Origin of the sequence: Marisediminicola sp. UYEF4, from assembly GCF_040546025.1 — a bacterium.
Taxonomy (GTDB): domain Bacteria; phylum Actinomycetota; class Actinomycetes; order Actinomycetales; family Microbacteriaceae; genus Marisediminicola.
In genome coordinates, this window is sequence record NZ_JBEPNA010000010.1 from 74,919 (window position 1) to 101,031 (window position 26,113).

Sequence of the window (26,113 nt, forward strand, 5' to 3'; positions counted from 1 at the left end):
ATGCCGGCGCTCATCTTCGACTGCGACGGGGTGCTCGCCGACACGGAGCGCCACGGGCACCTGCCCGCCTTCAACCGCGCCTTCGAGGAATTCGGGCTCGATGTGCGCTGGTCGGAGGACGACTACGCCGAGAAGCTGCGCATCGGCGGGGGCAAGGAGCGCATGGCCACCTTGCTGACCCCCAGATTCGTGCGACAGAACTCGCTCCCCACCGACCCCGACGGGCAGGGGGATGCGCTCGCCGCCTGGCACCGCCGCAAGACCGCGATCTACACCGCCATCGTCGAGGCGGGGGAGCTGCCGGCGCGCCCCGGCATCGCGAGAATCACCCGCGAGGCGGCCGAGGCCGGCTTCCACCTCGCGGTCGCGTCGACATCGGCCGAAGCATCGGTGCTCGCCGTGCTCAGGCACGCCGTCGGGGCGGAGCTGGCGGCCCGGTTCCGGGTCTTTGCCGGCGACATCGTGCCGGCCAAGAAACCGGCGCCGGACATCTACGAACTCGCGCTTCGCGAGATGGCGATCCGCGCCGACGAGGCCGTCGTCGTCGAAGACAGCGCCAACGGGCTGAGGGCGGCGCTCGCCGCCGGGTTGCGCACCATCGTCACCGTCAGCAGCTACACCGCGGACGAGGACTTCAGCGGGGCCGCCCTCGTCCTCTCCTCGCTCGGCGACCCAGACGAGCCCGCCACCGTGCTCGCGGCGGATGCAGGAATCCGGCCGACCGACTTCGTGCGGATCAGCGACATCGCCGCTCTACTCGCCACACCGATCAGGGAGCATCCATGACCAGCACCGCCATCGAGGACACCGAATTCGTCGTGCGCACCATCGCGACCACGGCTGTCGAGAACGAGAAGTACTTCGGCGACCTCGACGCCGTCGTCGGCGACGGCGACTTCGGCTACTCCCTCGCGCGCGGCTTCGAGAAGATCCTCCTCGACTGGGACGGCTTCGACCGCGCCGACCCCGGCACCTTCCTGCTGAAGATCGCCGTGGCGATCACCAGCCGGATCGGTGGAACGTCCGGCCCGATCTGGGGCACCGCGTTCATGCGCGCCGGCACTCAACTCAAGGGCGAGGACTCGCCCACTCGCGCCGATGTGGTTCGGGCACTGCGGGCGAGCATCGAGGGGATCAAGACGCGGGGGAATTCGGATCTCGGCGACAAGACGCTGCTCGACGCGATCATCCCCGCTGTCGATGCGCTCGAGCAGTCGATCGCCGACGGGGACGACACCGCCACCGCGCTCGATCAGTCCGCCGCCGTCGCGAGGCGGGCGGCGGACGCCACCGTCCAGATGCAGGCGAAGCGCGGCCGGGCGAGCTACAGCGGAGAACGCAGCATCGGATCCGTCGACCCCGGCGCGATCGCGGTCGCCGTGATCGCGGAGCGCATCGCGGCCGAGTGGAAGGCGCGCGCGCTCTAGACGACACCCACCACCCAGCATCCACACCCAACACCCACCCCAGAGAAGACGCGGAGAAGGCCATGAAGAAGTTCATCAACGACCCCCAGCAGTTCGTTCCGGAGATGCTCAAGGGCATCGCTCTCGCGAACCCCGACACGCTGCGGTACGTGCCCGAGTACAACCTCATCGCACGGGCTGACGCGCCCAACCCGAACAAGGTCACGATCATCCAGGGGTCGGGGTCGGGCCACGAACCGGCCCACGTCATGACGGTGGGCCGCGGGATGCTCGACGGCGCGTGCCCGGGAGACGTCTTCGCGGCTCCGCCGATGGACTACGTCTACGAGACGACGAAGCTCCTCGCCTCGCCGAAGGGGGTGCTCCTGCTCGTCAACAACTACACCGGCGACCGGATGGCCTTCGACATGGCCCAGGAGATGAGCCAGGCAGACGGCCTCGAGGTGCGCACGCTCTTCATCGACGACGACGTGTCGGTTCAGGACTCCACCTACACGGTCGGCCGCCGGGGTGTGGCGGGCAACTTTTTCGTCATGAAGGCCGTCGGAGCGGCAGCCGAGAACGGGGCCGATCTTGATGAGCTCATCCGCATCGGCGAGAAGGTCAACTCGGTCACCCGCACGATGGGCATCGCGCTCACAGCCTGCACCCCGCCGGCGAAAGGCTCGCCGCTGTTCGAGCTCGGCGACGACGAGATCGAGATCGGGGTGGGAATCCACGGCGAGCCCGGACGCCGGCGCGGCACCTGGGCGCCCGCGAACGAGCTCATGGACGTGCTCATGGATGCCGTGGTTGGCGACCTGCCGTTCGAGAGCGGCGACCGGGTCGCGGTCATGATCAACGGGCTCGGCGGCACCCCGATCAGCGAGCTGTACCTGCTCTACGGCATTGCGCACGAGGCGCTGTCGCAGCGGGGCATCACGGTCGGCCGCAACTACGTCGGCGAGTACTGCACCTCCCTCGACATGGCCGGGGCCTCTCTCACCCTCGTGCGGCTGGATGACGAGATCGAGCAGCTGCTCGCGGCCCCGGCCGAGATCGCGATCCGCGTGTTCTGAGCCGGTTTGCCCGTCGCCCGCGCTGCTGGCAGGCTGGCGGGGAGGATCGGGGTGGTCATGGACGCGAACACGAATCCGGGCACGGAGCCGGCGGGCGCCGACCTAATGGACGCGGCGCCGCCGGATGCGCACGCCGGCGTCCACGCGATTCCGGACCGGCCGCACCCCCGCCCCGGCGCCTGGCTGGGCATTCTCGCCGCCGTGTTCGCCGTCGCCTGCGCCGGACTCGTCGTGGCGGGTGTCGCCGTCGCGCTCGCCGGCGATTTCGCCGCGTCGACCCTGCTCGCCCAACTCGCAATCGGCTGCTCGATCGCGGCCATCGTGACCGGTGTCGTGGCGATCGTCCTGAAGCGTGGTCGCCGCTGGGGGATCGCGGGCTGCGTGCTGGGGATCCTCGCGAATCCGCTCGTGGCGGTCGTCGTGTTGCGCACGTTCGACGGAATCTAAACTGGCCACATGCCTGACGTTTCCGAACTCTTCGATGCGAGCGTCTGGCGGCCCGTCGCGGGCTTCGACGCGCTCACCGACATCACCTACCACCACGATCAGGCGGGCCGGGTGGCGCGCGTCGCGTTCAACCGCCCCGAGGTGCGCAACGCCTTCCGGCCGCACACCGTCGACGAGCTCTACGCGGTGCTCGACGACGCGCGGCAGAACTCGCGGATCGGCGTCGTTCTGCTCACCGGCAACGGCCCGAGCGCCAAAGATGGCGGCTGGGCGTTCTGCTCGGGCGGCGACCAGCGCATCCGCGGCCGCGACGGCTACAAGTACGAGGGACCTGATGGCGCATCACGGCCCGACATCGGCCGCGCCGGCCGACTCCACATCCTCGAGGTGCAGCGCCTCATCCGCTTCATGCCCAAGGTCGTCATCGCCGTGATCCCCGGCTGGGCCGCCGGTGGCGGGCATTCCCTGCACGTGGTCTGCGACCTGTCGATCGCGAGTGCGGAACACGGCAGGTTCAAGCAGACGGATGCCGACGTCGGCTCATTCGACGGCGGCTACGGCAGCGCGTACTTTGCGCGACAGGTCGGCCAGAAGTTCGCCCGCGAGGTGTTCTTCCTCGCTCGGGAGTACGACGCCCAGCGGGCCCTCGACACGGGCGCCATCAACGCGGTCGTGCCGCATGCCGAACTCGAGGCCACCGCCTACGACTGGGCGAATGAGATCCTCACCAAGTCGCCCACGGCCATCCGGATGCTGAAGTTCGCCTTCAACGCCGTGGACGACGGCATGGTCGGCCAGCAGGTCTTCGCGGGCGAGGCGACCCGGCTCGCCTATGGCACCGACGAGGCGGTCGAGGGACGCGATGCGTTCCTCGAGAAGCGTGAGCCGGACTGGTCGCCGTTCCCCTGGCAGTACTGATGCCCCCGGCCACCCCCACGAGTTGCCCAGTTATGTCCTTTCAGGGGTGTCAGAGGGGACATAAGTGGGCAGCTCGCGGGATGGGCGGTACGGAGGGGTCGTCGTGACCCGGGAGCTCATCGTGATTGACGCGAGCGACCCGGTCGGGGTGCTCGATGCCCTGCGGCTGGCGCTGAGCGCGGCAGGGCCGGCGATCCTGCCGCTCCCGCCGGAGGGGCCGCGGGCGGGGCTGCCGGATGGCGCGCGCGTGCCGCAACCGCCACCGCCGTCCGTGCCGAAGCCGATCGCCGTCGTCGTCCAGACGAGCGGCTCGAGCGGCACCGCCAAGCGCGTCGAACTCAGCTCCAACGCCCTCCTCGCGAGCGCCGCGGCCTCCAGCGCTGCGCTCGGCGGCCCTGGCCAGTGGCTCCTCGCCCTCCCGGTGCACTACATCGCCGGCATCAACGTGCTCGTGCGGTCGATCGCCGCCCAGACCGAGCCGGTGATCCTGCCGCCCGGACACTTCGACGCGGGGGAGCTCCTCGCCGCCGCCGCGACGATGGATCCCGCCACCCGCCACTTCACGTCCGTGGTGCCCGCCCAGCTCGCCCGCCTGCTCGACGTGGCGGGCGACGACGCTGCAGGGGACGCCGCCGCCCTGGCCTCCCTGCGGTCGTTCGACCGCATCCTCGTCGGCGGCCAGTCGGTGCCGTCGGAGCTGATCGAGCGGGCCGACGCCCTCGGCGTGCGCGTCACGCGCACCTACGGATCGAGCGAGACGGCCGGCGGATGCGTCTACGACGGTGTCCCGATCGGCACCACCGAGCTGCGCATCCGGCAGGGTGAGATCGAGATCGGCGGACCGATGCTCGCCGACGGCTACCTCGGCGACCCCGCCCGCACCGAGCGAAGCTTCGTCATGTCCGACGGGGCGCGCTGGTACCGGACCGGCGACGCCGGGCGCCTCGACGACGGCGTGCTCACCGTCACCGGGCGCCTCGACCGGGTGGTCATCTCCGGCGGGGTCAAGGTCTCGCTCGATGAGCTCGAGCGGGTCGTGCGCCGGATGCCCGGACTCGGCGACGCGGTTGCCGTTCCGGCGGAGAGCGCCCGCTGGGGAGAGGTGCCCGTCATCGTCACGACGAGCCCGGTCGACCTGTCGGTGCTGCGGGGCGAGGTCGCGGCCGCGCTCGGCCGCGAGGCCGCGCCGGACCGGATCGTGGTTCTCGACAGCATCCCGCTGCTTCCGACGGGCAAGCCCGACCTCGTCGCGCTGCGGGAGATCGTCGGACGCCGAAACTAGACTCTGCTCGTGGCTAACAAAGGCAATCGAACCAAGACTCGCGCCGGCTCGGGACGCACCAACTCCGGGAGTGGCAGCGCGGTGCGCACCGGCCGGCCGAGCGGGCGTCCTGGAGGGCGACCGCCGACGGCTCCCGCGATCCGCCCGGCCACCGCCAGGGACTGGATCGGCGGCGCGCGGCTGCGCACCCTCCCCCTCGCAATCGCACCCGTCGCGCTGGGCACGGGGGCCGCGTACCTGTACTCCAACGACGATGGCTGGCACTGGGTACGTGCGCTGCTCTGCCTCGTTGTCGCGGTTGGGCTGCAGATCGGCGTCAACTACGCCAACGACTACTCCGATGGCATCCGCGGCACCGACACGCACAGGGTCGGGCCGTCGAGGCTCACGGGGTCCGGCGCGGCGAAGCCCCGCCAGGTGCTCACCGTTGCGCTCGCGTTCTTCGCGGTCGCCGGCGTCGCCGGGGTCGCCGTCAGCGTGATCAGCGGATTCCCGTGGCTCATCGCCGTGGGTGCCGCCTGTGTCGTCGCCGCCTACTTCTACACCGGCGGCAAGCACCCCTACGGGTACTACGCGCTCGGCGAGGTGTTCGTCTTCATCTTCTTCGGGCTCGTCGCCACGGCGGGCACGATGTTCGTGCAGGTCGGCGCGGTCAGCGCCGAGGCCTGGGGCGCAGCCGTCGCGATCGGGCTGCTCTCGTGCGCCGTGCTCATGGTCAACAACATCCGCGACCTGAGGCAGGACAGGGTCGCCGGCAAGCGCACCCTCGCCGTTCTCGTCGGCGATCGGGCGGCGCGCATCCTGTTCGCGGTCTTCACGCTGGTGCCGTTCGGGATCCTCGGGTTCTACGCGGTCGTGTTTCCGCTCGCGGTCTACGTCTACTTCGCGCTGCTCGCGGGGCTACCGGCGGTGATCATCACGCTCACCGGCAAGACCGCACCGGAGTTCGTGCTCGCGCTCAAGCTAACGAGCCTGACGGCGCTGCTCTTCGGCGTCGGTCTCGCCGCCGCTCTCGCTTTTTAACGGCGGAGTGCTCGGCGCCGTGGCGGCGTCGAGTGCGTCATTCTCGGTGTCCGAGTCAGCATCGCGTTTTTCCGTCGTGCGGAACTCCCAGAAGCTGCGGGCCACCGCATCGCGCTGCGGGCGGAAGAAAATGTAGGCGACGCAGAGGCCGACCACTGCGGCGACGGTCGCGGCGATCCACGGCTCGATCCGCAGAGTGAGCAGCAGGATGAGCGCGGCCGCGAAGATGCCCAACCGGAGAAGGGAGTAGCTGACCCACTGGCGCGACGATTTCACGCCGCCCAGTCTAGGCACCCCTCGCTGGCCATTCGTTGCGCGATCGCAAGAACCCGCGCAGGCGGCGCCCAGTTGCGGGACCTACAATTGCGACATGGTACGCGTCTACATAGTGGCAGGGCTGGCCATCATCGCCCTGACGATCTACGCCGCCGTCGACTCGCTGATGACCGACAAACGCCGCACCCGGGGGCTCCCCAAGTTCGTCTGGGTGCTTGTCATTCTCGTCTTGCCGGTGATTGGTGCTGTTCTCTGGTTCACGCTCGGCAAAGACCGAGGCAAGGGCAAGCCGGTCGTGCGCCAGACCGCGCCCGACGACGACCCCGACTTTCTCCGGCGCCTCGGCACCGAGAAGGAGCAGGAGGAGCGCATCCGTCGCCTTGAGCAGGAACTCGCCGACCTCGACGACGACTCCAGCACCAAGGAGTGAGCCCCGGAGGCAGTCCGGCAACCGACTTCTCGGTGGCCCTGCTCGGCGAATTCATCGCCCTCGGCGTGCGCGACATCGTGCTGAGCCCCGGCGCGCGCTCGCAGGCCCTCGCTCTCGCCGCGGCCGAATTCGAACTCGCCGGGCTCGTTCGCCTGCGAGTGCGGATCGATGAACGGGTCGGCGGCTTCCTCGCGCTCGGCTTGGCTGTCGAGACCCGGATGCCGGTGCTCGTGATCACGACGTCGGGGACGGCGGTCGCCAACCTCCACCCCGCCGTGCTCGAGGCGCACCACTCCGGGGTGCCGCTGATCCTGCTGACTGCGGACCGCCCGGAGGAGCTGCGTGGCATCGGGTCGAACCAGACGACCGACCAGCTCGGTATCTTCGGGCCGGCGGTGCACTTCGTCCGCGACGTGGCCGCCCCGAGTTCGACCGGGTTCTCGCCGGAGTATCCGGGCGAACTCGCCCATGAGGCCTTCGCCGCCGCTGCGGGCCACTCGTCGCCCGCCGGCCCCGTGCAGTTGAACCTCGCCTTCCGCGAGCCGCTGTCTGCGGCCGTCGCCACGCTGCCCGTCGTCGCCGCCGCGAACGGGGTCTCTGGTGGCCGCCCGCCCCGCGTCACCGAGCTCGCCGCGGCACCTGAGACCATCGTCATCGCGGGGCAGGGCGCGGGACCGGGCGCGGAGGTGCTCGCGCGCGAACTCGGCGCGCCGCTGATCGCCGAGGTCGCCAGCGGTGCCCGCTTCGGCCCCAACCTCGTCGTCGCCTACCGCGAGCTGCTCGCCGACCGGGAGTTCGGTGGCCGTGTGCGCCGTGCCATCGTCTTCGGCCACCCGACGCTCAGCCGGGAGGTCCCGGCGCTCCTGCAGCGCTCCGACATCGAGACGATCGTCGTGCGGGGGCCCGGCTTCGAGGACTACGATCCGGCGCGGCGGGCAACCCACATCGACGCCACGCGCTACAACGGCGAGCCCGCAGAACGAGCCTGGGCCGGATCCTGGGTGCACGCGAGCCGCGCCCTGCTCGAGGTGCGCGGCACCGAGACGCCCGATCCGCGCACCGACGACCGCCTGGCCGTCGCCGAGTTCGCCCGCGCGCAGCTCGCGGTGTTCCGCGAGAGTGTGACCAGGCGGATGCTGGTCGAGGCGGTCTGGCGCGTGACCTGGCCGCACGACCGGCTCGTGTTCGGGGCGTCCCGGCTCGTCCGCGACGCCGACCGGGCCGTGCCGGGCAAGGCGATCCCGGTGCACGCCAACCGCGGTCTTGCCGGAATCGACGGAACGATTGCGACCGCGACCGGAATCGCCCTCGCGAGCGAGGCGTCGGGGTCGGCCGGGACGACCCGGGTGCTGCTCGGCGACCTCACCCTGCTGCACGATGCCGGATCCATGCTCTACGGCGGCGGCGAGCCGCGCCCCCGCCTGCAGGTCATCGTCGGCAACGACGGCGGCGGGACGATCTTCGACGCGCTCGAGGTGGCCCAGACCGCGCCCGCTGGCTCGTTCGACCGTGTGCTCTACACCCCGCAGTCCGTCGACTTCCGCGCTCTGGCCGAGGCGTACGGCTGGGACTACCGGCTCGCAGGAAACCGGGGCGAGCTCGACGAGGCGCTCGCGCCGTGCGAGCGCCCCACCCTCGTGGAGGTTCCCCTGTCGCGCGGGTGACCGGCGACGTAGCATTCCCCTATGGCGAAAACGGATTGGGACGACAGCCCGAGTGACCTTCTGCGGGCACGGGCCGGGTTCGATCTCGCGAGCATCGATCCGAACGGCACACCGGGGTTCGGGGGAGGCAAGAGCGACGGCCGGGCAGCGCTCAAGGGCGAGGGCGACAGGCTGGCGGAGCTTCAGGAGCAGCTGTGGGCCGAGAGCCGGTCTGGCGGCGCCAGGAGTGTGCTGCTCGTGCTGCAGGCCATGGACACGGCGGGAAAGGGCGGGATCGTGCGGAACGTCGTCGGGGCGATGGACCCGCTCGGCCTGCACGTGACCGCGTTCAAGGCACCCACGCCCGCTGAGCGCCGGCACGACTTCCTCTGGCGCATTCGCAACCGGCTGCCCGAGGCGGGCTACGTCGGCATTTTCGACCGCTCGCACTACGAGGACGTGCTCATCCACCGCGTGCGCGGCCTGTCAGCTCCCGAGGTGATCGAGGAGCGTTACGGGCTCATCCGCGAATTCGAGGCGGAGGTCGCCGCGAGCGGAACGACGATCGTGAAGGTGATGCTGCACATCAGCGCGGACGAGCAGAAGGCCAGGCTCGCCGAGCGCCTCGAACGGCCGGACAAGCACTGGAAGTTCAGCCTCGGAGACCTCGACGAACGCGCGCTCTGGCCGGACTATCAGGAGGCCTACCAGCTCGCGATCGAGCACACCTCGACACCGGATGCGCCGTGGTTCGTTGTTCCCGGCAACCGCAAGTGGTACGCGCGACTGGCGGTACAGCACCTGCTCATCGACGCATTCCGCGGCCTCGACCTGAAGTGGCCGGTGGCCGACTTCGACGTCGCCGAGGCGAAGGAGCGTCTCGCCCTGAGCTAACGAGCCGCTGATGGCGGGGCGCTCAGCCGAACGCCTCCACGACCGGTCGGAACTTCAGCCGGGTCTCGACCAGTTCCCGCTCGGGGACCGAGTCCCCGACGATGCCGGCCCCCGCATACGCGGTGACGTCGCCGTGTGGCCCGACCTGGGCGGAGCGCACCGCGACAGCCCATTCGCCGTCACCGTTCGCTCCGACCCACCCGACCGGACCGGCATAGCGCCCGCGATCGAACGGCTCGAGCTGTTCGATGAGTGCGAGCGCGAGCGGGGTCGGCGTGCCGGCGACCGCTGCGGTGGGATGGAGCGCCCCGACGAGATCGAGCGCGGTCGAGCCGTCGACGAGGGTTCCCTCGACGTCGCTCGCGAGGTGCCACAGGTTCGGGAGCTTGAGAGTGAACGGCAACTCGCTCGCCATGACCGTGGGGCTGTGCGGGCGGAGCGATCCGAGAACGCTCTGCACGGCGTACTGGTGCTCGTCGAGGTCCTTCGCCGAGGTCGCGAGGCCGGTCGCGGCATCCTGGTCCGACGCGGCATCCGTTCCCCGCGCGGCGCTGCCCGCGAGCACACGGGCGGTCACCGATCCGCCGGTGACGCCGACCAGGGTTTCGGGGCTCGACCCGATAAACCCGTCGATCGCGAAGGTCCAGCAGTCGGGGTAGCCCAGGGCGAGGGTACCGATGGCCGATCGCAGGTCGGCTCCGGCCGGAAGCTGCCCGGTGAGGTCGCGGGCGAGCACGACCTTGCTGAGTTCGTGGTTTCGGATGCTTGTCACCGCGGTGCCGACGGCGTCGCGGTAGGCGGCGGCCGACAATGCGCCGGGGGCGAGGGTGACGCGCGCCTCCGCGCCGAGCGGGCGCGAGGGCGGCACGACGAGAGGAGGCAGGTCGCCCACGGCGATGCGGGTGATCCAGCTCTGCCCGCCGGTGCGACCGATGATCGTGGCGGGCACGACGAGCACGCTCGTCAGCGCGGAATTCTCGGAGAAGGCGAACGTTCCGAGCGCGATCAGGCCGGTCCCCGGCAGCGCCACCGGATCGACGACGGTCGCGGCGGCGACCACACGCTGCCAGGCCGCGGCGGCGTCCGCGATGCGGTTCGGCCCGGTGAATTCGAGTCGCAGCGCCGTGCCGACGCCCGCCATCCCGAAGCCGCGACGCATCCACAGCAGCGGTTGGGTTTCGTCGAGCAGCGGGAGGAGCGATCCGAGCTCCCGGCAGGCGGTCGTTTCGACACTGAGCGCGGGCATCGGATGCTCCGTTATGGTCACGATCGGAGCTTACCTTCGGGGCCTGAGCGCCCGCCCGTGCGCGGGCGCGACGCCTCATCCGCCGCCCGCTCCGCTCGCCGCGAAACACGCAGGCTCGGGCACTTAGACTTGACAGGTGGCCAAAGCAGATTTGAGCAAGCAAGCGAGCGATGTCGCGACGATGTTTGATCAGGTCGCGAAGGGGTACGACCGAACCAACGCGGTGCTCTCTGTGGGCAATGACGCACTCTGGCGAATCGCCACGGTGCGGGCGGTGGCGCCCAAGCAGGGCGAACGCATCCTCGACCTCGCGGCGGGAACGGGCACCAGCTCGGTCGCGCTCGCCAAGAGCGGCGCGACGGTCACGGCCGTCGATTTCTCGGCCGGGATGATCGACGTCGGGCGTGCGCGGCATCCCGACATCGAATTCGTCCAAGCGGATGTCACCGCACTGCCGTTCAAGGACCGCGAGTTCGACGCCGTGACGATCTCATTCGGCCTGCGCAATGTGCAGGACCCGAAGAAGGCGCTCGCCGAGATGCACCGCGTACTCAAGCCCGGCGGGCGGCTCGTCATTTGCGAGTTCAGCAAGCCGCCGCGCGCGATCTTCCGGGCGGGCTACAACGCCTACCTGAAGTACCTCATGCCGATCGTGGTGAGGGTCGCGAGTTCCAACTCCGAGGCGTACGACTACCTCGCCGACTCGATCCGTGAGTGGCCCGACCAGGGAACCCTGAGCCAGTGGATTCGCGGCGCCGGCTTCTCGAGGGTTGCCCACCGCAACCTCACCGTCGGCGTCGTCGCGCTGCACCGAGGTCGCAAGAGCGCGACCGCGCCGCGCGTGCGCCGCTCTCGCGCGTCGGCCGCGACCCCGCCCTCCGAGCAGGGCGCTCCGAAGCTATAAGGCTTCGTCCGCAGAGAACATAAAGGTTGAGACAGTGAATGTGAGCCGCCCGGCCGTGCGCAAGGCCAGCAGTCTGAGCTCCGCGCTGGGCCTCGGTGAGAAGCTCTTCGCGTCTGCGGGGGACCGCCGGTTCGCGTCCGCCGTCGAGGACGGGCTCGACGTCGTCGAGGCCGGCCTGTTCGAGGAGATGTCGTTCGCCGACAGCCTCGCCGACACCACTAGCCGGTACCTTCTGAACGCGGGAGGCAAGCGCATCCGCCCAACCCTCGCCCTGCTCACCGCGCAGCTCGGCAACGGTAACTCCCCGGCGGTCATCGCCGCGGCGGAGGCCATCGAGATGACCCACCTCGCGTCGCTCTATCACGACGATGTCATGGACGAGGCACAAATGCGCCGCGGCGTTCCGAGCGCCCAATCGGTGTGGGGCAACTCGGTCGCGATCCTCACGGGAGACCTTCTCTTCGCGCGGGCGAGCAAGCTCGTCGCGGGTCTCGGCGAAGAGGCCATCCGGCTGCAGGCCGAGACCTTCGAGCGCCTCTGCCTCGGCCAACTGCACGAAACGATGGGCCCGCGCGACGACGAGGACCCGATCGACCACTACCTCAGCGTGCTCGCTGACAAGACGGGGTCGCTCATCGCCGCCGCCGCCCAGCTGGGTGTGGTGCTCTCCCGGGCCCCAGCAGAATACCGGGTGCCCGTGACCGAGTTCGGCGAGAAGGTCGGTGTCGCCTTCCAGCTCGTCGACGACGTCATCGACCTCGCGCCGCCGCTCGATGAGACCGGCAAGACGCCGGGAACCGACCTTCGCTCTGGTGTCGCCACGCTGCCGTTGCTCTACCTGCGCCGCCTGGCCCGAACCGACGCGGATGCCGCGGAGTTGCTCACGCGAATCGAGCGCGACGCGAACACGGCGCACTACGGCGCAGCCGACGAGGACGAGTTCACCGCAGCGATCGCGGAACTTCGCCAGCACGATGTCACCCGGCAGACCATTGCCGAAGCCCACCGCTGGGCGAGGGAAGCCGTCGAGGCTCTCGCGCCGCTCCCCGAGGGGCCGGTGAAGAAGGCGCTCACGCGCTTCGCCGACTCCATCGTCGAGCGCAGCAGCTAGAAAGGACCCCATGACCAAGCTCAGACTCGCCATCGTCGGCGCCGGTCCGGCCGGAATCTACGCCGCCGACATCCTGCTGAAGGCCGAGCGCAAGTTCGAGGTTTCCATTGACCTGTTCGAGCAGCTTCCCGCGCCCTACGGCCTCGTCAGGTATGGTGTCGCGCCCGATCACCCGCGGATCAAGGGCATCATCAATGCCCTGCGGGAGGTGCTCGACACCGGCCGCATCCGCCTCTTCGGCAACGTTCTCTATGGCCGCGACATCACGCTCGCCGACCTGAAGAAGCACTACAACGCCGTGATCTTCGCCACCGGCGCGGTGAGGGACGCCGCGCTGCCGATTCCTGGAACCGAACTCGACGGCAGCTATGGCGCCGCGGAGTTCGTCAGCTGGTACGACGGGCATCCCGACTTCCCGCGCGAGTGGCCGCTCGAGCACCGGGAGGTCGCGGTGATCGGCAACGGTAACGTCGCGCTCGACGTCGCCCGCACCCTCGCAAAGCCCGCGGACGACCTGCTGTCGACCGAGATCCCGGCGAATGTCTACGAGGGCCTCAAGCGCTCGAAGGTCACCGACGTGCACGTTTTTGGGCGCCGCGGGCCGGCGCAGGTCAAGTTCACCCCTCTCGAACTGCGCGAGCTCGGCGAGATGCGCGACGTCGACGTGATCGTGCACGACGAGGACTTCGAGCTGGATGCCGCGTCCATCGCAGCGATCGAGACGAACAAGCAGATCTTCGTGCTCAACAAAGTGCTCAATTCCTGGCGCACCCGCGAGTCCACGGGTGCCTCCCGCCGCTTGCACCTGCACTTCTGGGCGAAGCCGCTCGAGATCCTCGGCACCGATGCGGTGGAGGCGTTCCGGTACGAGCGCACCCGGCCCGACGGCGAGGGCGGCGTCGTCGGCACGGGCGAGATCCGCGAAATTCCCGTGCAGGCCGTCTACCGGGCGGTCGGGTACTTCGGGTCCCCGCTCCCGGAGATCCCGTTCGACAGCAGGCACGGTGTCGTCCCCAATCGTGAGGGCCAGGTCATCGACGACAACGACGAGCAGGTCCACGGCGTGTACGCCACCGGATGGATCAAGCGCGGCCCGGTCGGCCTCATCGGGCACACCAAGAGCGACGCCATGGAGACCATCCGCAACGTCATCAACGACCAGGCGAACTGGTGGTCCCCCGCCCTGCCCGACGAGGCAGCCGTCACCGAGCTGCTCCGCAGCCGCGGTGTCGAGTACACCGACCTGAACGGCTGGCGCCACCTCGACGAGCATGAGCTCGCACTCGGCGAGGCGGAGGGGCGCCTGCGCGTCAAGGTTGTCCCGCGCGAGGAGATGGTGCGGGTATCGAACGCGCCTCTCGCCACCGCGGCCGGTCCGCGGGCGGACGGCTAGACCGGTGCCACCGGTCCGGCACGGGCGGGCCGGGTCGCAGCGACACAGCCTCGCTTCCGCCACGAAATGTTGGCGTCGGGGTTGTCCCAGACCTTGACGATCGCCCACGCCACGCCACGCCACGCCACGCCACGGCGCCGGCGAGCCCGGTGAGTATGGCGACTCCACCAGCGCGACCACGATGACGGGCGGCTGCATCACGTCCCCTTCCAGGCCGGTTCACGGCCACGAGCGTCACCTGGGAGAGGCCCCCAGACGACCACCGCCGTTAGGGCGAGCACGACGAGCGCCTGAGCCCTGCGGCTGCCGCACTGGGGCTACTGAACGACCGAGCTGAGCCGAGCAAGGTTGTCGAGCACCTTGGAGCGGAAAGGCCGCTCGAGCCACTCGTCGAGGGTGAGCTCGCGGCTGACCTCCCGATAGCCGTCCTCGATCTCGCGCAGTGCGGTGATGAACGTCGCACCACGCACCATGATCGAAATCTCGAGGTTGAGGCTGAACGACCGCATGTCCATGTTGCTCGAGCCGATCACCGCGACATCCTCGTCGATCGTGAAGTGCTTCGCGTGAAGCACCGTCGGCGCCGGGTAGAGCCAGATGCGCACGCCCGCCCGCAGCAGCACCTCGTAGTAGCTTCGCTGGGCGTGGTAGACGGCGGGCTGATCGGCGACCTCGGACACGAACAGCTGCACGTCGAGCCCGCGCTGGGCGGCCGTCGTGATGGCGTACAGCATCGAGTCATCCGGCACGAAATAGGGACTCGTGACGATGATGCGCTCCTGCGCGTTGTAGAGCAGCGCGTTGAACAGGCGCAGGTTGTTCTCGCCGTCGAATCCGGGGCCGCTCGGAACCACTTGCGCGTCGAGCCCCTGCCGCTCCTCGGAATCCGCCACCGGCTGTGTTTCGCGCAGCAGCAGCTCGTCGGTCTCGCTGTACCAGTCGGTGACGAACAGCGCGTTGATGCCGGCGACGATAGGCCCGTCGAAGCGCACCATGACGTCCTTCCACCGAAGCCCGCGCTTGATGTTGCCCGGTTTGTTGTAGCTGCGGTCGATCATGTTCTGCGACCCCGTGAAGGCGCGGATGCCGTCGATGACGAGGAGCTTGCGATGGTTGCGCAGGTCGGGCCGCTGGTAGCGCCCGCGCCAGGGCTGCACCGGGAGCATGAGCTGCCATTCGACGCCGATCCGTTTCAGCGCGCGGATCGTGCGCCGGTATCCGGGAGCGCGCAGGGAGGCGATGTGGTCGAGCAGCACCCGAACCGTGACGCCCCGCTGCACGGCGGACTCGAGCGCGTCGAAGAACGGCTTCGTCGTGGGGTCGAGGGAGATGATATAGAACTCCGCGTGCACAAACCTCTTCGCTTCGTTCACCGCCTGCGTCATCGCCTCGAGCGACTCGTCATAGTCGGGATACATTCTCGCGCTGTTGCCGCCGACGAGGGGCATCGCTCCGAGCGTGCGGTTGAGCTCGACGACCGGCCTGAGCCAGTCGGGCCAGGGTGGGTCGACCGAGACGTCTTCCATTCCATCGGTCGTCTCGATGATGTACTTGTTGATCTCGAGCTGCTTATCCCGACGTTGCTTCGGCAGCTTGGTGCTTCCGAGCAGAAGGAAGAGCAGGAATCCCACGTAGGGGATCAGGAAGATCGCCAGGAGCCAGGCCGCCGCGGTTTGGGGGCGGCGGTTGATAGGCACCACGATGAGGGCGACGACGCGCACCGTCACATCGACGATGATCGCGAGCGCGGCGACAAGCGGCACGATCCAGGCGGAGTCCATTTTCGAAGTGTATCGACGGGCGCGCGTTGGTCAGTGCTGCCGAGCGGGTTCGGCTGTCAGCGGAAGTTCACAAACTGAAGGGCGACGTCGAGATCCTTGCCCTTGAGCAGCGCCATCGTTGACTGCAGATCGTCGCGGCTCTTCGACGAGACGCGAAGCTCATCGCCCTGGATCTGGCTCTTGACCGTCTTCGGCCCCTCGTCTCGGATGATCTTGGCGATCTTCTTTGCATCATCGGACCCGATGCCGTTCTTGAGGCCGACCTCGATGCGGTACTCCTTGCCCGAGGGGTAGGGTTCACCGGCGTCGAGACTCCGCAGTGTGATGCCGCGCTTGATCATCTTCGCCTCGAGAACCTCGAGCACGGCCTTCACTCGCTCCTCGGCGCTAGCCTTGAGCAGGAGCTTCTCCCCGCTCCACTGCACCGACGCCCCGACGTTCTTGAAGTCGTAGCGCTGCGCGATCTCCTTCTGGGCCTGGTTGACGGCGTTCTCCGCCTCCATGTGGTCGACCTTGCTGACGATGTCGAAAGTGGAATCTGCCATGCGATCAGCTTAACCTCCGATCGACTCCTGGTCGCCGGCGGTCAGTGGACGGTCGGGCCCGGCGTCGCGGTGCTCGAACGCACGATGAGCTCGAACGGCAGCGGAGTGTTGAGGGAGGGCGACGGCGCGCGGGTGGGGTGCAGTTGGTCCATGAGGATCTCGACCGCACGGCGGCCCTGGAGCGCCGGGAACTGGGCGACGGTGCTGAGCCCGAAGAACCCGCTCAGCTCATGGTCATCGATGCCAATCACCGAGACATCCTGCGGCACCCGCAACCCCAGGTCGCGGGCGGCGAGGATCGCGCCGATCGCCATCTCGTCCGAGGCGGCGAATATCGCTGTCGGGCGTTTGTGCGGACTGCCCAGCAACTGTTTGGCCGTTGCGTACCCATCCTGGAGCGTGAAGTCGGCGTAGGTGATGAGGTCGGGATCGACCGGGATCCCTGCGGACTCGAGTGCCGCCTGATACCCCTCCCTGCGGTTCGTCGGCAGGTGGAACGCGGCGCCCCGGTCTTCGTTTCCGCCGAGATGGGCGATGTCGCGATGCCCGAGGGCGATGAGGTGACCGGTGGCGAGGCGTGCCACCTCGACGTCGTCGATGCTCAGCGTGTGCACGCCAGCCAATGGGCCGCCCACCCCGACGGTCGGCTTGTTCACCTCGAGCAGGCTCGCCACCTCGTCCCTCGTGAGTTCGAGCGAGATCGCGATGACGGCGTCGACCCGCTTGCGCAGCAGGAAGTCATCAAAGACACTCCGGCGCTCCTCGCCGCCGCCGCCGAGGTTGTAGAGGGTGAGATCGTAGCCGTAGCCCATGAGCGCACTCTGGGCGCCCTCGACGACGCTGGAGAAGAACCACCTGTTGAGGAAGGGAATGACGACGCCGACATTCCGGGTGCGCCCTGTTGCAAGGCCTGAAGCGTTGGAGCTGACGACGTAGCCGATCTCCTTCGCCGCGGCGATGACCCGTTCTCGCGTCGCGGGCGAAACCTGGCCGCGGCCGCTCAGGGCGCGACTCACGGTCGCTGTGGACACTCCTGCCCGCAGGGCAACCTCGTCTATGCCGGGCACTGCTCTCTCCTCGGTCGGTGAGCCGATACTAGCGGCGTTCTGAAGAGGCGCTCTGGCGTTGTATCCTTGATCCGCGCCTTCGGTTGGTGATTACATTTGGTCGGATGCGCACCTGGCAAGTTACCCAAGTGGCCAAAGGGATCTGACTGTAAATCAGCCGTCTTAGACTTCGCAGGTTCGAATCCTGCACTTGCCACAGAACAGATTGATGGGAGAAGGGCCCGGCGTCACGCCGGGCCTTTTTTCGTAAGTTTCCCAGGAGGAGAATTGTGGCCGTCGAAGAGCTTCTGAATCTCGCCCGCGATACCGCCATCCGCGCCGGAGCGCTCGCGGCCCGGCGACGATTCGAGGGCGTCGAGGTTGCCGCGAGCAAATCGTCCCCGGAGGACATCGTCACGCACGCTGACCGCGAGACCGAGGCTCTCATCCGGAGCCTTCTCGCCGAGGCGCGGCCGCAGGACGGCTTCTTCGGCGAGGAGAGCGACGCGGATGCCGGAACGAGCGGCCTCACCTGGATCGTCGATCCGATCGACGGCACGGTGAACTACCTCTACGGCGCGCCCCACTACGCAGTGAGCATCGCCGTCGTCGAGGGTGACCCGGATCCGGCATCCTGGCGCGCGATCGCCGGAGCCGTCGTGAATCCTGCGATCGACGAGGTCTACACGGCCAGCGCGGGCGGAGGCGCGTACCTGGGTGCCCGTCGGCTGCGGGTGATCGAGGCGGAGCTCCCCCTGGCCCTGGTTGGAACGGGCTTCGCCTATTCCGCCGAAACGCGCCGCGAGCAGGCCGATGTGTTGGTGCACCTCATCTCGAAGGTGCGCGACATCCGCCGGGCCGGGACGGCATCGCTCGACCTCTGCGCGGTGGCCACCGGCCGTATCAACGCTTACTACGAGCGAGGCCTGGCGCCCTGGGATCATGCCGCCGGCGCATTGATTGCAGAGGAGGCGGGTGCGACAGTGACCGGTCTGCGCGGCGCGCCGGCCGGACGGGAATTTCTCCTTGCGGCCCCGCCCCGCCTGGCCGCAACCCTCGAAACGCTGCTGGCTGCGCTTCACCCAAGTCAGAAAAATTTGGGTATTTAGGCCCTTTTCCGCTAGTCTTTACCCGTTCGTTATCTTTCGGTGATAATTCCCCGGAGGAATCACATAGATGTCCGGACCAGCCTGCATTGCTGAGCTGGTCCTATTTTTTGAGGAGCTTGGGTTTGTCGATTCGTGGATGCTGCATCAAGACGAGTTCGACGACACCGCCCATGGCATTCGAGGTTCGATAGGTAGTGCGCAGCTTCGACTCCCTTCTCGGTACCCAGACCCCGGCCGAGACGCCCAACACCACGGCTCAGGCCAGCCCTGACACCGACGCCGTGAGCAGCCTCGCCGCCCAGTTCACCACCGCCACGTCGCCCATCGTCCCCGACGCCTCCGCAGAGGCTCCGGCCCTCACCCGCCGCGAATTGCGCGAGCGCGACGCGAAGGCCGCTCGCCCGAAGCTGTTCGCGGCTACTGCGCCGCCACGTGCGAACCCGAAGCGCTCGGAGTCAGCCAGGGCACGGACCGGCCGCTCCGCGAGGCGCCACGCGCCCACGTCGAGGGTCGTGCCCGCCGCAACGCCCGCTCCCACGCGCGCCTCGGCATCCCTCGCCGCGAAGACCTCCCACCTGAAGCGCCGCCTCCTCTCCAATCTCGCCACCGTCGGCGCCATGGCCGGCGTCGGGCTCATCCTCATCTCCACAACCGTTCCCGCCAACGCCTTCGCGCGTCCCGAGTCCTCCGTGAACGCGACCGCGGTCACCGAATCGACCGCCAAGACGCAGGAGCTCAAGGTCGAGGCTGCCGCGGCGCCCGAGATCACCCGAGACGGATACACCGTCGTCTCGCTTGTGCGCCAGGTTCAGGCACGCGCCGGCAGCCGCAGCTACAACTTCACCAACAACCCGACGAGCGCCATCCAGTGGCCATTCCCGGGTGGCTCGCCCATCACGAGCGGCTTCGGGCCGCGCCAGGTCGCGGGCTGCGGATTCTGCTCGACTTATCACCAGGGCCTCGACTTCACGCCCGGTGCCGTGCCGATCCAGGCGATCGCCGGAGGGGTTGTGAGCACTGTTCAGGTGTCGGACAGCGGCTTCGGCAATTACGTGGTCGTCGACCACATCGTCAATGGGCAGAAGGTCCAGTCGGCCTACGCCCACATGCAGTACGGATCGATCCAGGTTGCCGTCGGCCAGACAATCGGGGTCGGCGACATGATCGGCGTGGTGGGTAATTCCGGAGCCTCGACCGGAGTGCACCTCCACCTCGAGCTCCGCCTTGGCGGCGCCGCGGTCGACCCCTTCGCCTGGCTGCAGGCCAACGCCGGCTAACCGCCTCTTGGCGCCCTGACCTCCTTTCATAATTCAGGAGTGGGGGCTGACTGCCACTTTCAGGATTCAGGAGTTGGACCTAGTGGCGGCTGTCAAAATTCAGGAGTCTTGTCGGTGGATGCGACCGGGATCGGCCGGAAACGCCGACTTTGCAGCATCCGCTCGCTGGATCGCCAACTCAATCGTCCACTCGCCGGGCTGACCTCCTGAATTCCGAAGCCAGCCGTGGCCAATAACTCCTGAATTCTGAAAGCCTGCCGGGCTCAGCACTCCTGAATTATGAAAGCTCGCCCGGCCAGACCTCCTGAATGAAGAAAGTGCGCCGCACACGGAAAAGTCCCGCCGCCCCACGCAGCGCGCAGGACGACGGGACCGTGGCCCGGGCTGGCCTAGAGTCGCATCCAGACCGTCTGGTCCGGGGCGAGTGCGGCCCCGTGAAGCTCTTCGGAGCTGAGCAGCACCTCGCCGACGGGCAGCTCGACCGGGACATCGCTGGTGTTGGCGATCACGGTGACGGAGCCGTTGCGGAAGGCGACGACGGTCTCGTCGTAGCCGGGCAGCCACTCGACGGTGCCGAAGCCGAGGTCGTGCTCGTGACGCAGCGAGAGCGCGAGCCGATACAGCTCGAGCGTCGATCCGGGCACGCCAAGCTGCGCGTCCCTCGATACCGGCGCCCAGTCGGCCGGCTGGGGCAGCCAGCTCGTGCCTGAGGTGCTGAAGCCGTACGCGGCCGCGTCCGCCTCCCAGGGGATCGGCACCCGGCATCCGTCACGTCCGTAGCGTTCGCCATCCGTGCGGAACCAGGTGGGGTCCTCGCGTGCATGGTCCGGCAGGTCGATGACCTCGGGCAGGCCGAGCTCCTCGCCCTGGTACAGGTAGGCGCTTCCGGGCAGCGCGAGCATGAGCGCGGATGCTGCGCGGGCGCGGCGCAGGCCGAGCTCGGGAATCGGCTGGCCGGGGGACTTGGGCCCGATGCCGTGGCCCTGCGGGTTGTCGGCCGTCAGCGCAAGGCGCGTCGCGTGCCGGACCACGTCGTGGTTGGAGAGCACCCAGGTGCTCGGTGCGCCGACTCCGGTGAACGCGTCGAGTGAACCGTCGACGACCCGGCGGATGGCCGGTCCCGCCCACGACGTCTCGAGGTAGGAGAAGTTGAAGGCCTGGTGCATCTCGTCCGGGCGCACCCAGCGGGCGAGCTTGGTCAGCGGCTCGACCCAGGCCTCGGCCACCATGACCCGGTTGCCCTCGTACTCGTCGAGCACCTGGCGCCAGTCGCGGTAGATCTCGTGCACGCCGTCCTGCGCCCAGTAGGGCGGGGTCGGAGCGTCGATGTGGGTACCAATCTCGGGCTCGAGCCCGACCGCACCGCCGCCCATGCTCCCCGAGTCGGCCGGAGCCGTGTAGTCGGGGAGGCCGGCTTCCTTGATCATGCCGTGGGCGACGTCGACACGGAAGCCGTCAACGCCGCGGTCGAGCCAGAAGCGCAGGATGTCGCGGAATTGGTCGCGCACCCAGGGATTCTCCCAGTCGAGGTCGGGCTGGGTGGAGTCGAACAGGTGCAGGTACCACTGGCCGGGCGTGCCGTCGATGTTGGTGGTGCGGGTCCACGCCGGGCCGCCGAAGACGGAATGCCAGTTGTTCGGGGGCAGCTCGCCATTCTCGCCGGTGCCGTCGCGGAACATGTACCGCGCGCGCTCGACGCTCCCCTCGGCGGCGTCCAGTGCGGCGCGGAACCAGGCATGGTCGCTCGAGGTGTGGTTGGGGACGAGGTCGACGATGATCTTGAGGCCGAGCGCGTGCGCGGCGTCCTCGAGCGCGTCGAAGTCATCGAGGGTGCCGAAGAGCGGGTCGACATCGCAATAGTCCGCGACGTCGTAGCCGGCGTCGCGCTGGGGTGACACGAAAAACGGCGAGAGCCAGATGGCATCGACGCCGAGTTCGACGAGGGACGGGAGCCGGGTGGTGATGCCGCGCAGGTCACCGATGCCGTCGCCGGAGTCGTCGGCAAACGACCGGGGGTAGATCTGGTAGATGACGGCGTTGCGCCACCACTCGCGTCCGGCGGCCGGGAGTGCAGAAGTCGGGTCCTCGCCGCGCGCGGGCGCGACGATGTCCACGGAGTTGTCGAAAGTCATCCCGAAACTCTATTGCATGCTGGGCCAGATGGAAGCGATTGCAGTGCGGGGCAGCTGAGAGGATCACACATTGCCGGCCCCGAGATCAGTGGAGGTGTTGTGCCAGATCCCACAGGGAGATTGCCGTGCGCCGCGGTGACCCTGTTAGATGTAAGCGCTTGCAGTATCGCGGGCGCGCCTTGAGGAAAGGCAACACCAATGACGGTGAACAAAAAAGGCTGGCTGGCTGCTGGCGCAGTCGCAGTCGTCGCTTCCCTGGCCCTGGCCGGATGCTCCGCGGGCTCCAGTGACACATCGGGGGACGACACGGCCGCGAGCGCCCTGACCGTGTGGGTCGATGCCGAGCGCGTCGACGCTCTCAAAGAGGCCGCGGCCGCCTACGAGGACAAAACCGGTGTCGACGTCAAGCTCGTCTCGAAGGACGTCGCCATGATCAAGGACGACTTCATCCAGCAGGTTCCGTCGGGCAAGGGCCCCGACATCACGATGGGCGCACACGACTGGGTGGGTGAACTCGTCACGAACGGCGTCGTTGCTCCCATCGAGCTGGGCGACACGGCCGCCGACTACCTCGACGTGGCCATCAACGCCGCCACCTACGACGGCAAGACCTATCTGCTCCCGTACGCGGTCGAGAACCTCGCCCTGCTGCGCAACGCCGACCTCGTGCCCGAGCCCGCAACGACCTTCGACGACATGATCGCCAAGGGCACGGCGGCCGGCGTCGAGTACCCGTTCGTGGTCGAGCAGGGCGCCGACGGCAACCCCTACCACCTCTACCCGTACCAGACGTCCTACGGCGCCCCGGTCTTCGGAACGGATGCGAGCGGTGGCTACGACGCAGAGGCGCTCGAGCTCGGAAACGCCGGGGGCGAGGCATTCGCCACCTGGCTCGGCAGCCAGGGCAAGAACGGCACGGGCGTCTTCAACACAGAGATCACCGGCGACATCGCGAAGGAGGCCTTCACCTCGGGCCAGGCCGCCTTCTGGCTCACCGGCCCGTGGAACGTTGCCGCGGCGACCGACGCCGGCATCAACCTCGCCGTCGACGTCATCTCGCCCGAGTCGACCGAGGCCGCGCAGCCGTTCGCTGGCGTCAAGGGCTTCTACGTGAGTGAGCAGAGCACGAACAAGGTCGCCGCGAACGACTTCCTCGTAAACTTCCTCGGCACCGAAGAGGTCCAGACCGCGCTGTTCGAGTCGGGCAACATCCTGCCCGCGCTCACCGCGTCGGCCGAGGCCGCTTCGGCCGACCCGATCATCGCCGGCTTCGCCGCCGTCGGCGCCGAGGCCGTTCCGATGCCCGCGATCCCGGCCATGGGCCAGGTCTGGCAGTTCTGGGGCATCGCCCAGGCCGCCATCATCAACGGTGCCGACCCGGTCACCACGTGGCAGAAGCTCACTGCCGACGTGCAGGGCGCGATCGGCTGACAGCACGGCAGACGACTCCCCGGGTGGGTGCCGATTCGGCATCCACCCGGGGTTTTTCGGGTGGAAGACCAGAGCAGAAAGCTGAGCAATTGAGCATCATCAACGACGACGACGTCACCGAGAAGCCAACGAGGCGCGAGAAGCAGGCTGCGCGCATGGCCGAGGCGGCATCGGATGGCGTCAAGGCCATCCTCATCAAGATCGCCCTCCTGGGCATCGTCGATGCACTCGCGCTCTACGCGCTGTTCATCCTGTTCGCGAAGGAGCAGTGGGTCGTCTTCGCCCTCGTGCTGGCCGTCACCGGCATCGTCAATTGGATCTACTTCTCCCCGGGCAAGCTTCCGGCCAAGTACCTCACTCCCGGGGTGATCTTCCTTGTCGTGTTCCAGATCTTCGCGATCGTCTACACCGGCTACATCGGCTTCACGAACTACAGCACCGGCCACAACAGCGACAAGGCCCAGGCGGTGTCCGCCCTCATGAGCTCGGCCCAGGAACGCGTGCCCGACTCTGCCGCGTACGGCGTGACCGTGCTCGACAGGGCCGGCGCGCTGAGCTTCCTGCTCACCGACCCCGCAGGCGACGTCAGCATCGGCAGCAACGACGCGCCGCTCGAGCGCGTCTCGGGAGCCGACATGGATGGCGGCAAGGCCGTTGCGGTCGACGGCTACACCAGCCTGAGCTTTCAGGAGGTCATCGCACGCACCGCCGAGATCACCGCGATGAACGTGCCATTCTCGAACGATCCAAACGACGGCAGCCTCCGGACCCCCGACGGCAGCAGTGCCTACCTCTATGTCTCGTCGCTGACGTACGACGAGCAGGCTAAGACGATGACGGATGTCGCCAGCGGCACGGTCTATGCCGATACCGGCACCGGGGCGTTCACCTCCGCTGACGGTGACGAACTTCTCCCCGGCTGGCGGATCAACGTCGGGGTCGACAACTTCACCAGGGCGTTCACCGAGGAGGGCATCCGAAGCCCGCTGATGAGCGTCGCCACGTGGACATTCGCGTTTGCCGCACTGTCGGTCGCCTCGACCTTCCTGCTCGGACTGTTCCTCGCCATCGTCTTCAATGACATTCGGATGAAGGGACGCAAGTTCTACCGCATCGCGATGATCCTTCCCTATGCGTTCCCGGCATTCCTCTCGGCCCTCGTCTGGGCCGGAATGCTGAGCGAGAGCTTCGGGTTCATCAACCAGGTTCTGCTCGGTGGTGCTGAGATTCCCTGGCTCACCAACGAGTGGCTGGCAAAATTCAGCATCCTCCTCGTGAACCTCTGGCTCGGCTTCCCCTACATGTTCCTCGTCTGCACCGGCGCACTCCAGTCGATCCCGGAGGAGCTTCAGGAGGCGGCGACGGTCGACGGGGCCAGCCCCTGGGCGGTGTTCCGCCTGATCAAGCTGCCGCTTCTGCTGGTCTCCGTCGCGCCACTGCTGATCGCCTCATTCGCGTTCAACTTCAACAACTTCAACCTCATCTACATGCTCACCGGCGGCGGACCGCGCGACGCGAGCGCCGACGTGAATGTCGGGGCCACCGACATCCTGATCTCCATGGTCTACAAGGTGGCGTTCACCGGCCAGACGCGCGATTACGGGCTCGCGAGCGCCTTCTCGATCATCATCTTCATCCTCGTAGCGGTCATTTCGATCATCAGCTTCAGGAAGACCAAGGCTTTGGAGGAGCTGAACTAATGACCACCAGAATCACCGCAGCCCCATCGCGTGGCACCACCGTTCCCCCGCAGATCCCGCCAACGACACGGCGGCGACTGGGGCGGTGGTTCGCGGCCACCGGCTGGCGCCACGCGATCGGCGTTGTCATGGTGGTCTTCGCCGCCTTTCCGTTGCTCTACGTGCTCTCCGCATCCCTCAACCCGCGAGGCACGCTGACCGGGTCGAATGCCCTCTTCTCGCAGGTCGGGCTGGATGCGTATGCGCGCCTGCTCGACAACCCCGAACAGCCCTTCGCGGCCTGGTTCGCCAACACCCTCACCATCTCGGGGGTCACGGCGGTCTGCAGCGTCTTCCTCGGGGCTCTCGCGGCCTATTCGTTCTCGCGCATGCGCTTCACCGGTCGCCGGACGGGGCTGCTCACGATCGTTCTCGTGCAGATGTTTCCGCAGCTGCTCGCGGTCGTCGCGATCTTCCTCGTGATGAGCACGATCGGCGACCTCTTTCCCGCCATCGGCCTCAACACGCATGTCGGGCTGATCATGGTCCACCTGGGTGGGGCCCTCGGGGTCAACACCTACCTGATGTACGGCTTCTTCAACACCGTTCCGTCGTCGATCGACGAGGCGGCCAAGATCGACGGCGCGAGCCACGCCCGCATCTTCTTCACGATCATCCTGCGACTGGTCGCCCCGATCCTCGCCGTCGTCGCCCTGCTGTCGTTCATCGGCACCACAAACGAGTTCGTGGTCGCGAGCGTGCTGCTCGTCGACCCAGAAAAACAGACGCTCGCGGTCGGCCTCTACACGCTCGTCTCGAATCCGAACTACGCCGACTGGAGCGCGTTCTCCGCCGGAGCAGTACTCGCGGCGCTCCCCGTCATGGCGCTGTTCCTATTCCTCCAGAAGTACATAGTCGGCGGGCTGACGGCAGGCTCGGTCAAGTGAGCCGCCCGTGAGCCTGAGCGAGGCTGACGGGCCGTGCATCGTGATTCGCGAGGTACGCGCCAGGTGCTAGTCTCGTACGGTGCCAAACCGGCGCGCCGTTCGCGGTAGCCAGGT

Annotated in this window: 24 protein-coding genes and 1 tRNA gene; 19 read left to right on the forward strand and 6 right to left on the reverse strand. The window is 68.1% G+C overall.

Annotation, left to right across the window (positions count from 1 at the left end; translation table 11 throughout):
• The 7 genes from ABIB15_RS10445 to ABIB15_RS10475 all read left to right on the forward strand — a co-directional run bounded on the left by ABIB15_RS10445 (position 1) and on the right by ABIB15_RS10475 (position 6,155).
• Positions 1 to 786 (forward strand): HAD-IA family hydrolase, encoded by a 786-nt coding sequence (locus tag ABIB15_RS10445; RefSeq protein WP_354477964.1) that lies wholly within the window; start codon positions 1 to 3, stop codon positions 784 to 786.
• Positions 783 to 1,427 (forward strand): dihydroxyacetone kinase subunit DhaL, encoded by a 645-nt coding sequence (gene dhaL / locus ABIB15_RS10450; protein WP_354477967.1) that lies wholly within the window; start codon positions 783 to 785, stop codon positions 1,425 to 1,427. Before ABIB15_RS10445 ends, dhaL begins: the two co-directional genes overlap by 4 nt.
• 62 nt (positions 1,428 to 1,489) lie before the next feature.
• Entirely contained in the window at positions 1,490 to 2,485 is a 996-nt protein-coding gene (dhaK, locus tag ABIB15_RS10455; protein ID WP_354477970.1) for a dihydroxyacetone kinase subunit DhaK, read from the forward strand.
• A gap of 57 nt (positions 2,486 to 2,542) precedes the next feature.
• Positions 2,543 to 2,932 (forward strand): hypothetical protein, encoded by a 390-nt coding sequence (locus ABIB15_RS10460; protein WP_354477972.1) that lies wholly within the window; start codon positions 2,543 to 2,545, stop codon positions 2,930 to 2,932.
• Between the two features lie 9 nt (positions 2,933 to 2,941).
• Positions 2,942 to 3,850, forward strand: coding sequence for a 1,4-dihydroxy-2-naphthoyl-CoA synthase (locus tag ABIB15_RS10465; RefSeq protein WP_354477975.1), 909 nt, complete (start codon positions 2,942 to 2,944; stop codon positions 3,848 to 3,850).
• 64 nt (positions 3,851 to 3,914) lie between these two features.
• Positions 3,915 to 5,132 carry an AMP-binding protein gene (locus ABIB15_RS10470; protein ID WP_354477978.1) on the forward strand — a complete coding sequence of 406 codons (1,218 nt, stop codon included), beginning with the start codon at positions 3,915 to 3,917 and terminating at the stop codon, positions 5,130 to 5,132.
• Positions 5,133 to 5,213: 81 nt separating this feature from the next.
• Positions 5,214 to 6,155 (forward strand): 1,4-dihydroxy-2-naphthoate polyprenyltransferase, encoded by a 942-nt coding sequence (locus ABIB15_RS10475; RefSeq protein WP_502908946.1) that lies wholly within the window; start codon positions 5,214 to 5,216, stop codon positions 6,153 to 6,155.
• Here ABIB15_RS10475 and ABIB15_RS10480 read toward each other — a convergent pair.
• Positions 6,096 to 6,431, reverse strand: coding sequence for a DUF4229 domain-containing protein (locus ABIB15_RS10480; protein ID WP_354477984.1), 336 nt, complete (start codon positions 6,429 to 6,431; stop codon positions 6,096 to 6,098). The two genes, ABIB15_RS10475 and ABIB15_RS10480, sit on opposite strands and share 60 nt — an antisense overlap.
• Positions 6,432 to 6,525: 94 nt before the next feature.
• Between ABIB15_RS10480 and ABIB15_RS10485 the strand changes: the two genes are divergently transcribed.
• Genes ABIB15_RS10485 through ABIB15_RS10495 form a run of 3 tightly spaced genes read left to right on the forward strand, consistent with a single transcriptional unit; the run spans position 6,526 to position 9,398 of the window.
• Positions 6,526 to 6,861 carry a PLD nuclease N-terminal domain-containing protein gene (locus ABIB15_RS10485; protein ID WP_354477987.1) on the forward strand — a complete coding sequence of 112 codons (336 nt, stop codon included), beginning with the start codon at positions 6,526 to 6,528 and terminating at the stop codon, positions 6,859 to 6,861.
• Positions 6,858 to 8,525 (forward strand): 2-succinyl-5-enolpyruvyl-6-hydroxy-3-cyclohexene-1-carboxylic-acid synthase, encoded by a 1,668-nt coding sequence (gene menD / locus ABIB15_RS10490; protein ID WP_354477990.1) that lies wholly within the window; start codon positions 6,858 to 6,860, stop codon positions 8,523 to 8,525. Before ABIB15_RS10485 ends, menD begins: the two co-directional genes overlap by 4 nt.
• Positions 8,526 to 8,546: 21 nt before the next feature.
• Entirely contained in the window at positions 8,547 to 9,398 is an 852-nt protein-coding gene (locus ABIB15_RS10495) for a PPK2 family polyphosphate kinase (RefSeq protein ID WP_354477993.1), read from the forward strand.
• 22 nt (positions 9,399 to 9,420) lie between these two features.
• On the opposite strand, the gene ABIB15_RS10500 is transcribed toward ABIB15_RS10495, so the two are convergent.
• A complete protein-coding gene (locus tag ABIB15_RS10500) occupies positions 9,421 to 10,659 on the reverse strand; it encodes an isochorismate synthase (RefSeq protein ID WP_502908947.1) in 1,239 nt (412 codons plus the stop codon).
• A 121-nt stretch (positions 10,660 to 10,780) separates the two neighbouring features.
• Here ABIB15_RS10500 and ubiE point away from each other — a divergent pair, with 121 nt between their 5' ends.
• From ubiE to ABIB15_RS10515, 3 genes are read left to right on the forward strand one after another with little or no spacing between them, the layout of a single operon-like run.
• The gene (gene ubiE, locus ABIB15_RS10505) at positions 10,781 to 11,548 is read left to right on the forward strand and encodes a bifunctional demethylmenaquinone methyltransferase/2-methoxy-6-polyprenyl-1,4-benzoquinol methylase UbiE (protein ID WP_354477999.1); all 768 of its coding nucleotides are present in this window, start codon (positions 10,781 to 10,783) and stop codon (positions 11,546 to 11,548) included.
• A gap of 34 nt (positions 11,549 to 11,582) precedes the next feature.
• Positions 11,583 to 12,659, forward strand: a complete 1,077-nt coding sequence (locus tag ABIB15_RS10510; protein WP_354478002.1) for a polyprenyl synthetase family protein — start codon at positions 11,583 to 11,585, stop codon at positions 12,657 to 12,659.
• Between the two features lie 10 nt (positions 12,660 to 12,669).
• Positions 12,670 to 14,052: an FAD-dependent oxidoreductase gene (locus ABIB15_RS10515; protein ID WP_354478005.1), complete on the forward strand. Its 1,383-nt coding sequence runs from the start codon at positions 12,670 to 12,672 to the stop codon at positions 14,050 to 14,052.
• 317 nt (positions 14,053 to 14,369) lie between these two features.
• Here the strand turns inward: ABIB15_RS10515 and cls are convergent, their stop codons facing one another.
• From cls to ABIB15_RS10530, 3 genes are read right to left on the reverse strand one after another with little or no spacing between them, the layout of a single operon-like run.
• Entirely contained in the window at positions 14,370 to 15,833 is a 1,464-nt protein-coding gene (gene cls / locus ABIB15_RS10520) for a cardiolipin synthase (protein ID WP_354478009.1), read from the reverse strand.
• Positions 15,834 to 15,889: 56 nt separating this feature from the next.
• Positions 15,890 to 16,378 (reverse strand): YajQ family cyclic di-GMP-binding protein, encoded by a 489-nt coding sequence (locus ABIB15_RS10525; RefSeq protein WP_354478013.1) that lies wholly within the window; start codon positions 16,376 to 16,378, stop codon positions 15,890 to 15,892.
• A gap of 41 nt (positions 16,379 to 16,419) precedes the next feature.
• The gene (locus ABIB15_RS10530) at positions 16,420 to 17,445 is read right to left on the reverse strand and encodes a LacI family DNA-binding transcriptional regulator (protein ID WP_354478016.1); all 1,026 of its coding nucleotides are present in this window, start codon (positions 17,443 to 17,445) and stop codon (positions 16,420 to 16,422) included.
• 114 nt (positions 17,446 to 17,559) lie between these two features.
• On the opposite strand from ABIB15_RS10530, the gene ABIB15_RS10535 reads away from it, so the two are divergent.
• The 3 genes from ABIB15_RS10535 to ABIB15_RS10545 all read left to right on the forward strand — a co-directional run bounded on the left by ABIB15_RS10535 (position 17,560) and on the right by ABIB15_RS10545 (position 19,810).
• Positions 17,560 to 17,641, forward strand: a tRNA-Tyr gene (locus tag ABIB15_RS10535).
• A 73-nt stretch (positions 17,642 to 17,714) separates the two neighbouring features.
• Positions 17,715 to 18,533, forward strand: coding sequence for an inositol monophosphatase family protein (locus tag ABIB15_RS10540; RefSeq protein WP_354478019.1), 819 nt, complete (start codon positions 17,715 to 17,717; stop codon positions 18,531 to 18,533).
• Positions 18,534 to 18,727: 194 nt separating this feature from the next.
• Complete coding sequence (locus tag ABIB15_RS10545; protein WP_354478022.1) at positions 18,728 to 19,810, forward strand: M23 family metallopeptidase; 1,083 nt, start codon at positions 18,728 to 18,730, stop codon at positions 19,808 to 19,810.
• Positions 19,811 to 20,199: 389 nt separating this feature from the next.
• Here ABIB15_RS10545 and ABIB15_RS10550 read toward each other — a convergent pair whose 3' ends face one another.
• Entirely contained in the window at positions 20,200 to 21,942 is a 1,743-nt protein-coding gene (locus tag ABIB15_RS10550; protein ID WP_354478025.1) for a glycoside hydrolase family 13 protein, read from the reverse strand.
• A gap of 198 nt (positions 21,943 to 22,140) precedes the next feature.
• Between ABIB15_RS10550 and ABIB15_RS10555 the strand changes: the two genes are divergently transcribed.
• The 3 genes from ABIB15_RS10555 (at position 22,141) to ABIB15_RS10565 (ending at position 25,999) form a co-directional block, all read left to right on the forward strand.
• Positions 22,141 to 23,373: a sugar ABC transporter substrate-binding protein gene (locus tag ABIB15_RS10555; RefSeq protein ID WP_354478028.1), complete on the forward strand. Its 1,233-nt coding sequence runs from the start codon at positions 22,141 to 22,143 to the stop codon at positions 23,371 to 23,373.
• 155 nt (positions 23,374 to 23,528) lie between these two features.
• Complete coding sequence (locus tag ABIB15_RS10560) at positions 23,529 to 25,073, forward strand: ABC transporter permease subunit (protein WP_354478079.1); 1,545 nt, start codon at positions 23,529 to 23,531, stop codon at positions 25,071 to 25,073.
• Positions 25,073 to 25,999 carry a sugar ABC transporter permease gene (locus ABIB15_RS10565; RefSeq protein WP_354478031.1) on the forward strand — a complete coding sequence of 309 codons (927 nt, stop codon included), beginning with the start codon at positions 25,073 to 25,075 and terminating at the stop codon, positions 25,997 to 25,999. The genes ABIB15_RS10560 and ABIB15_RS10565 overlap by 1 nt, the downstream gene beginning before the upstream one ends.
• The last annotated feature ends 114 nt before the right edge of the window (positions 26,000 to 26,113 follow it).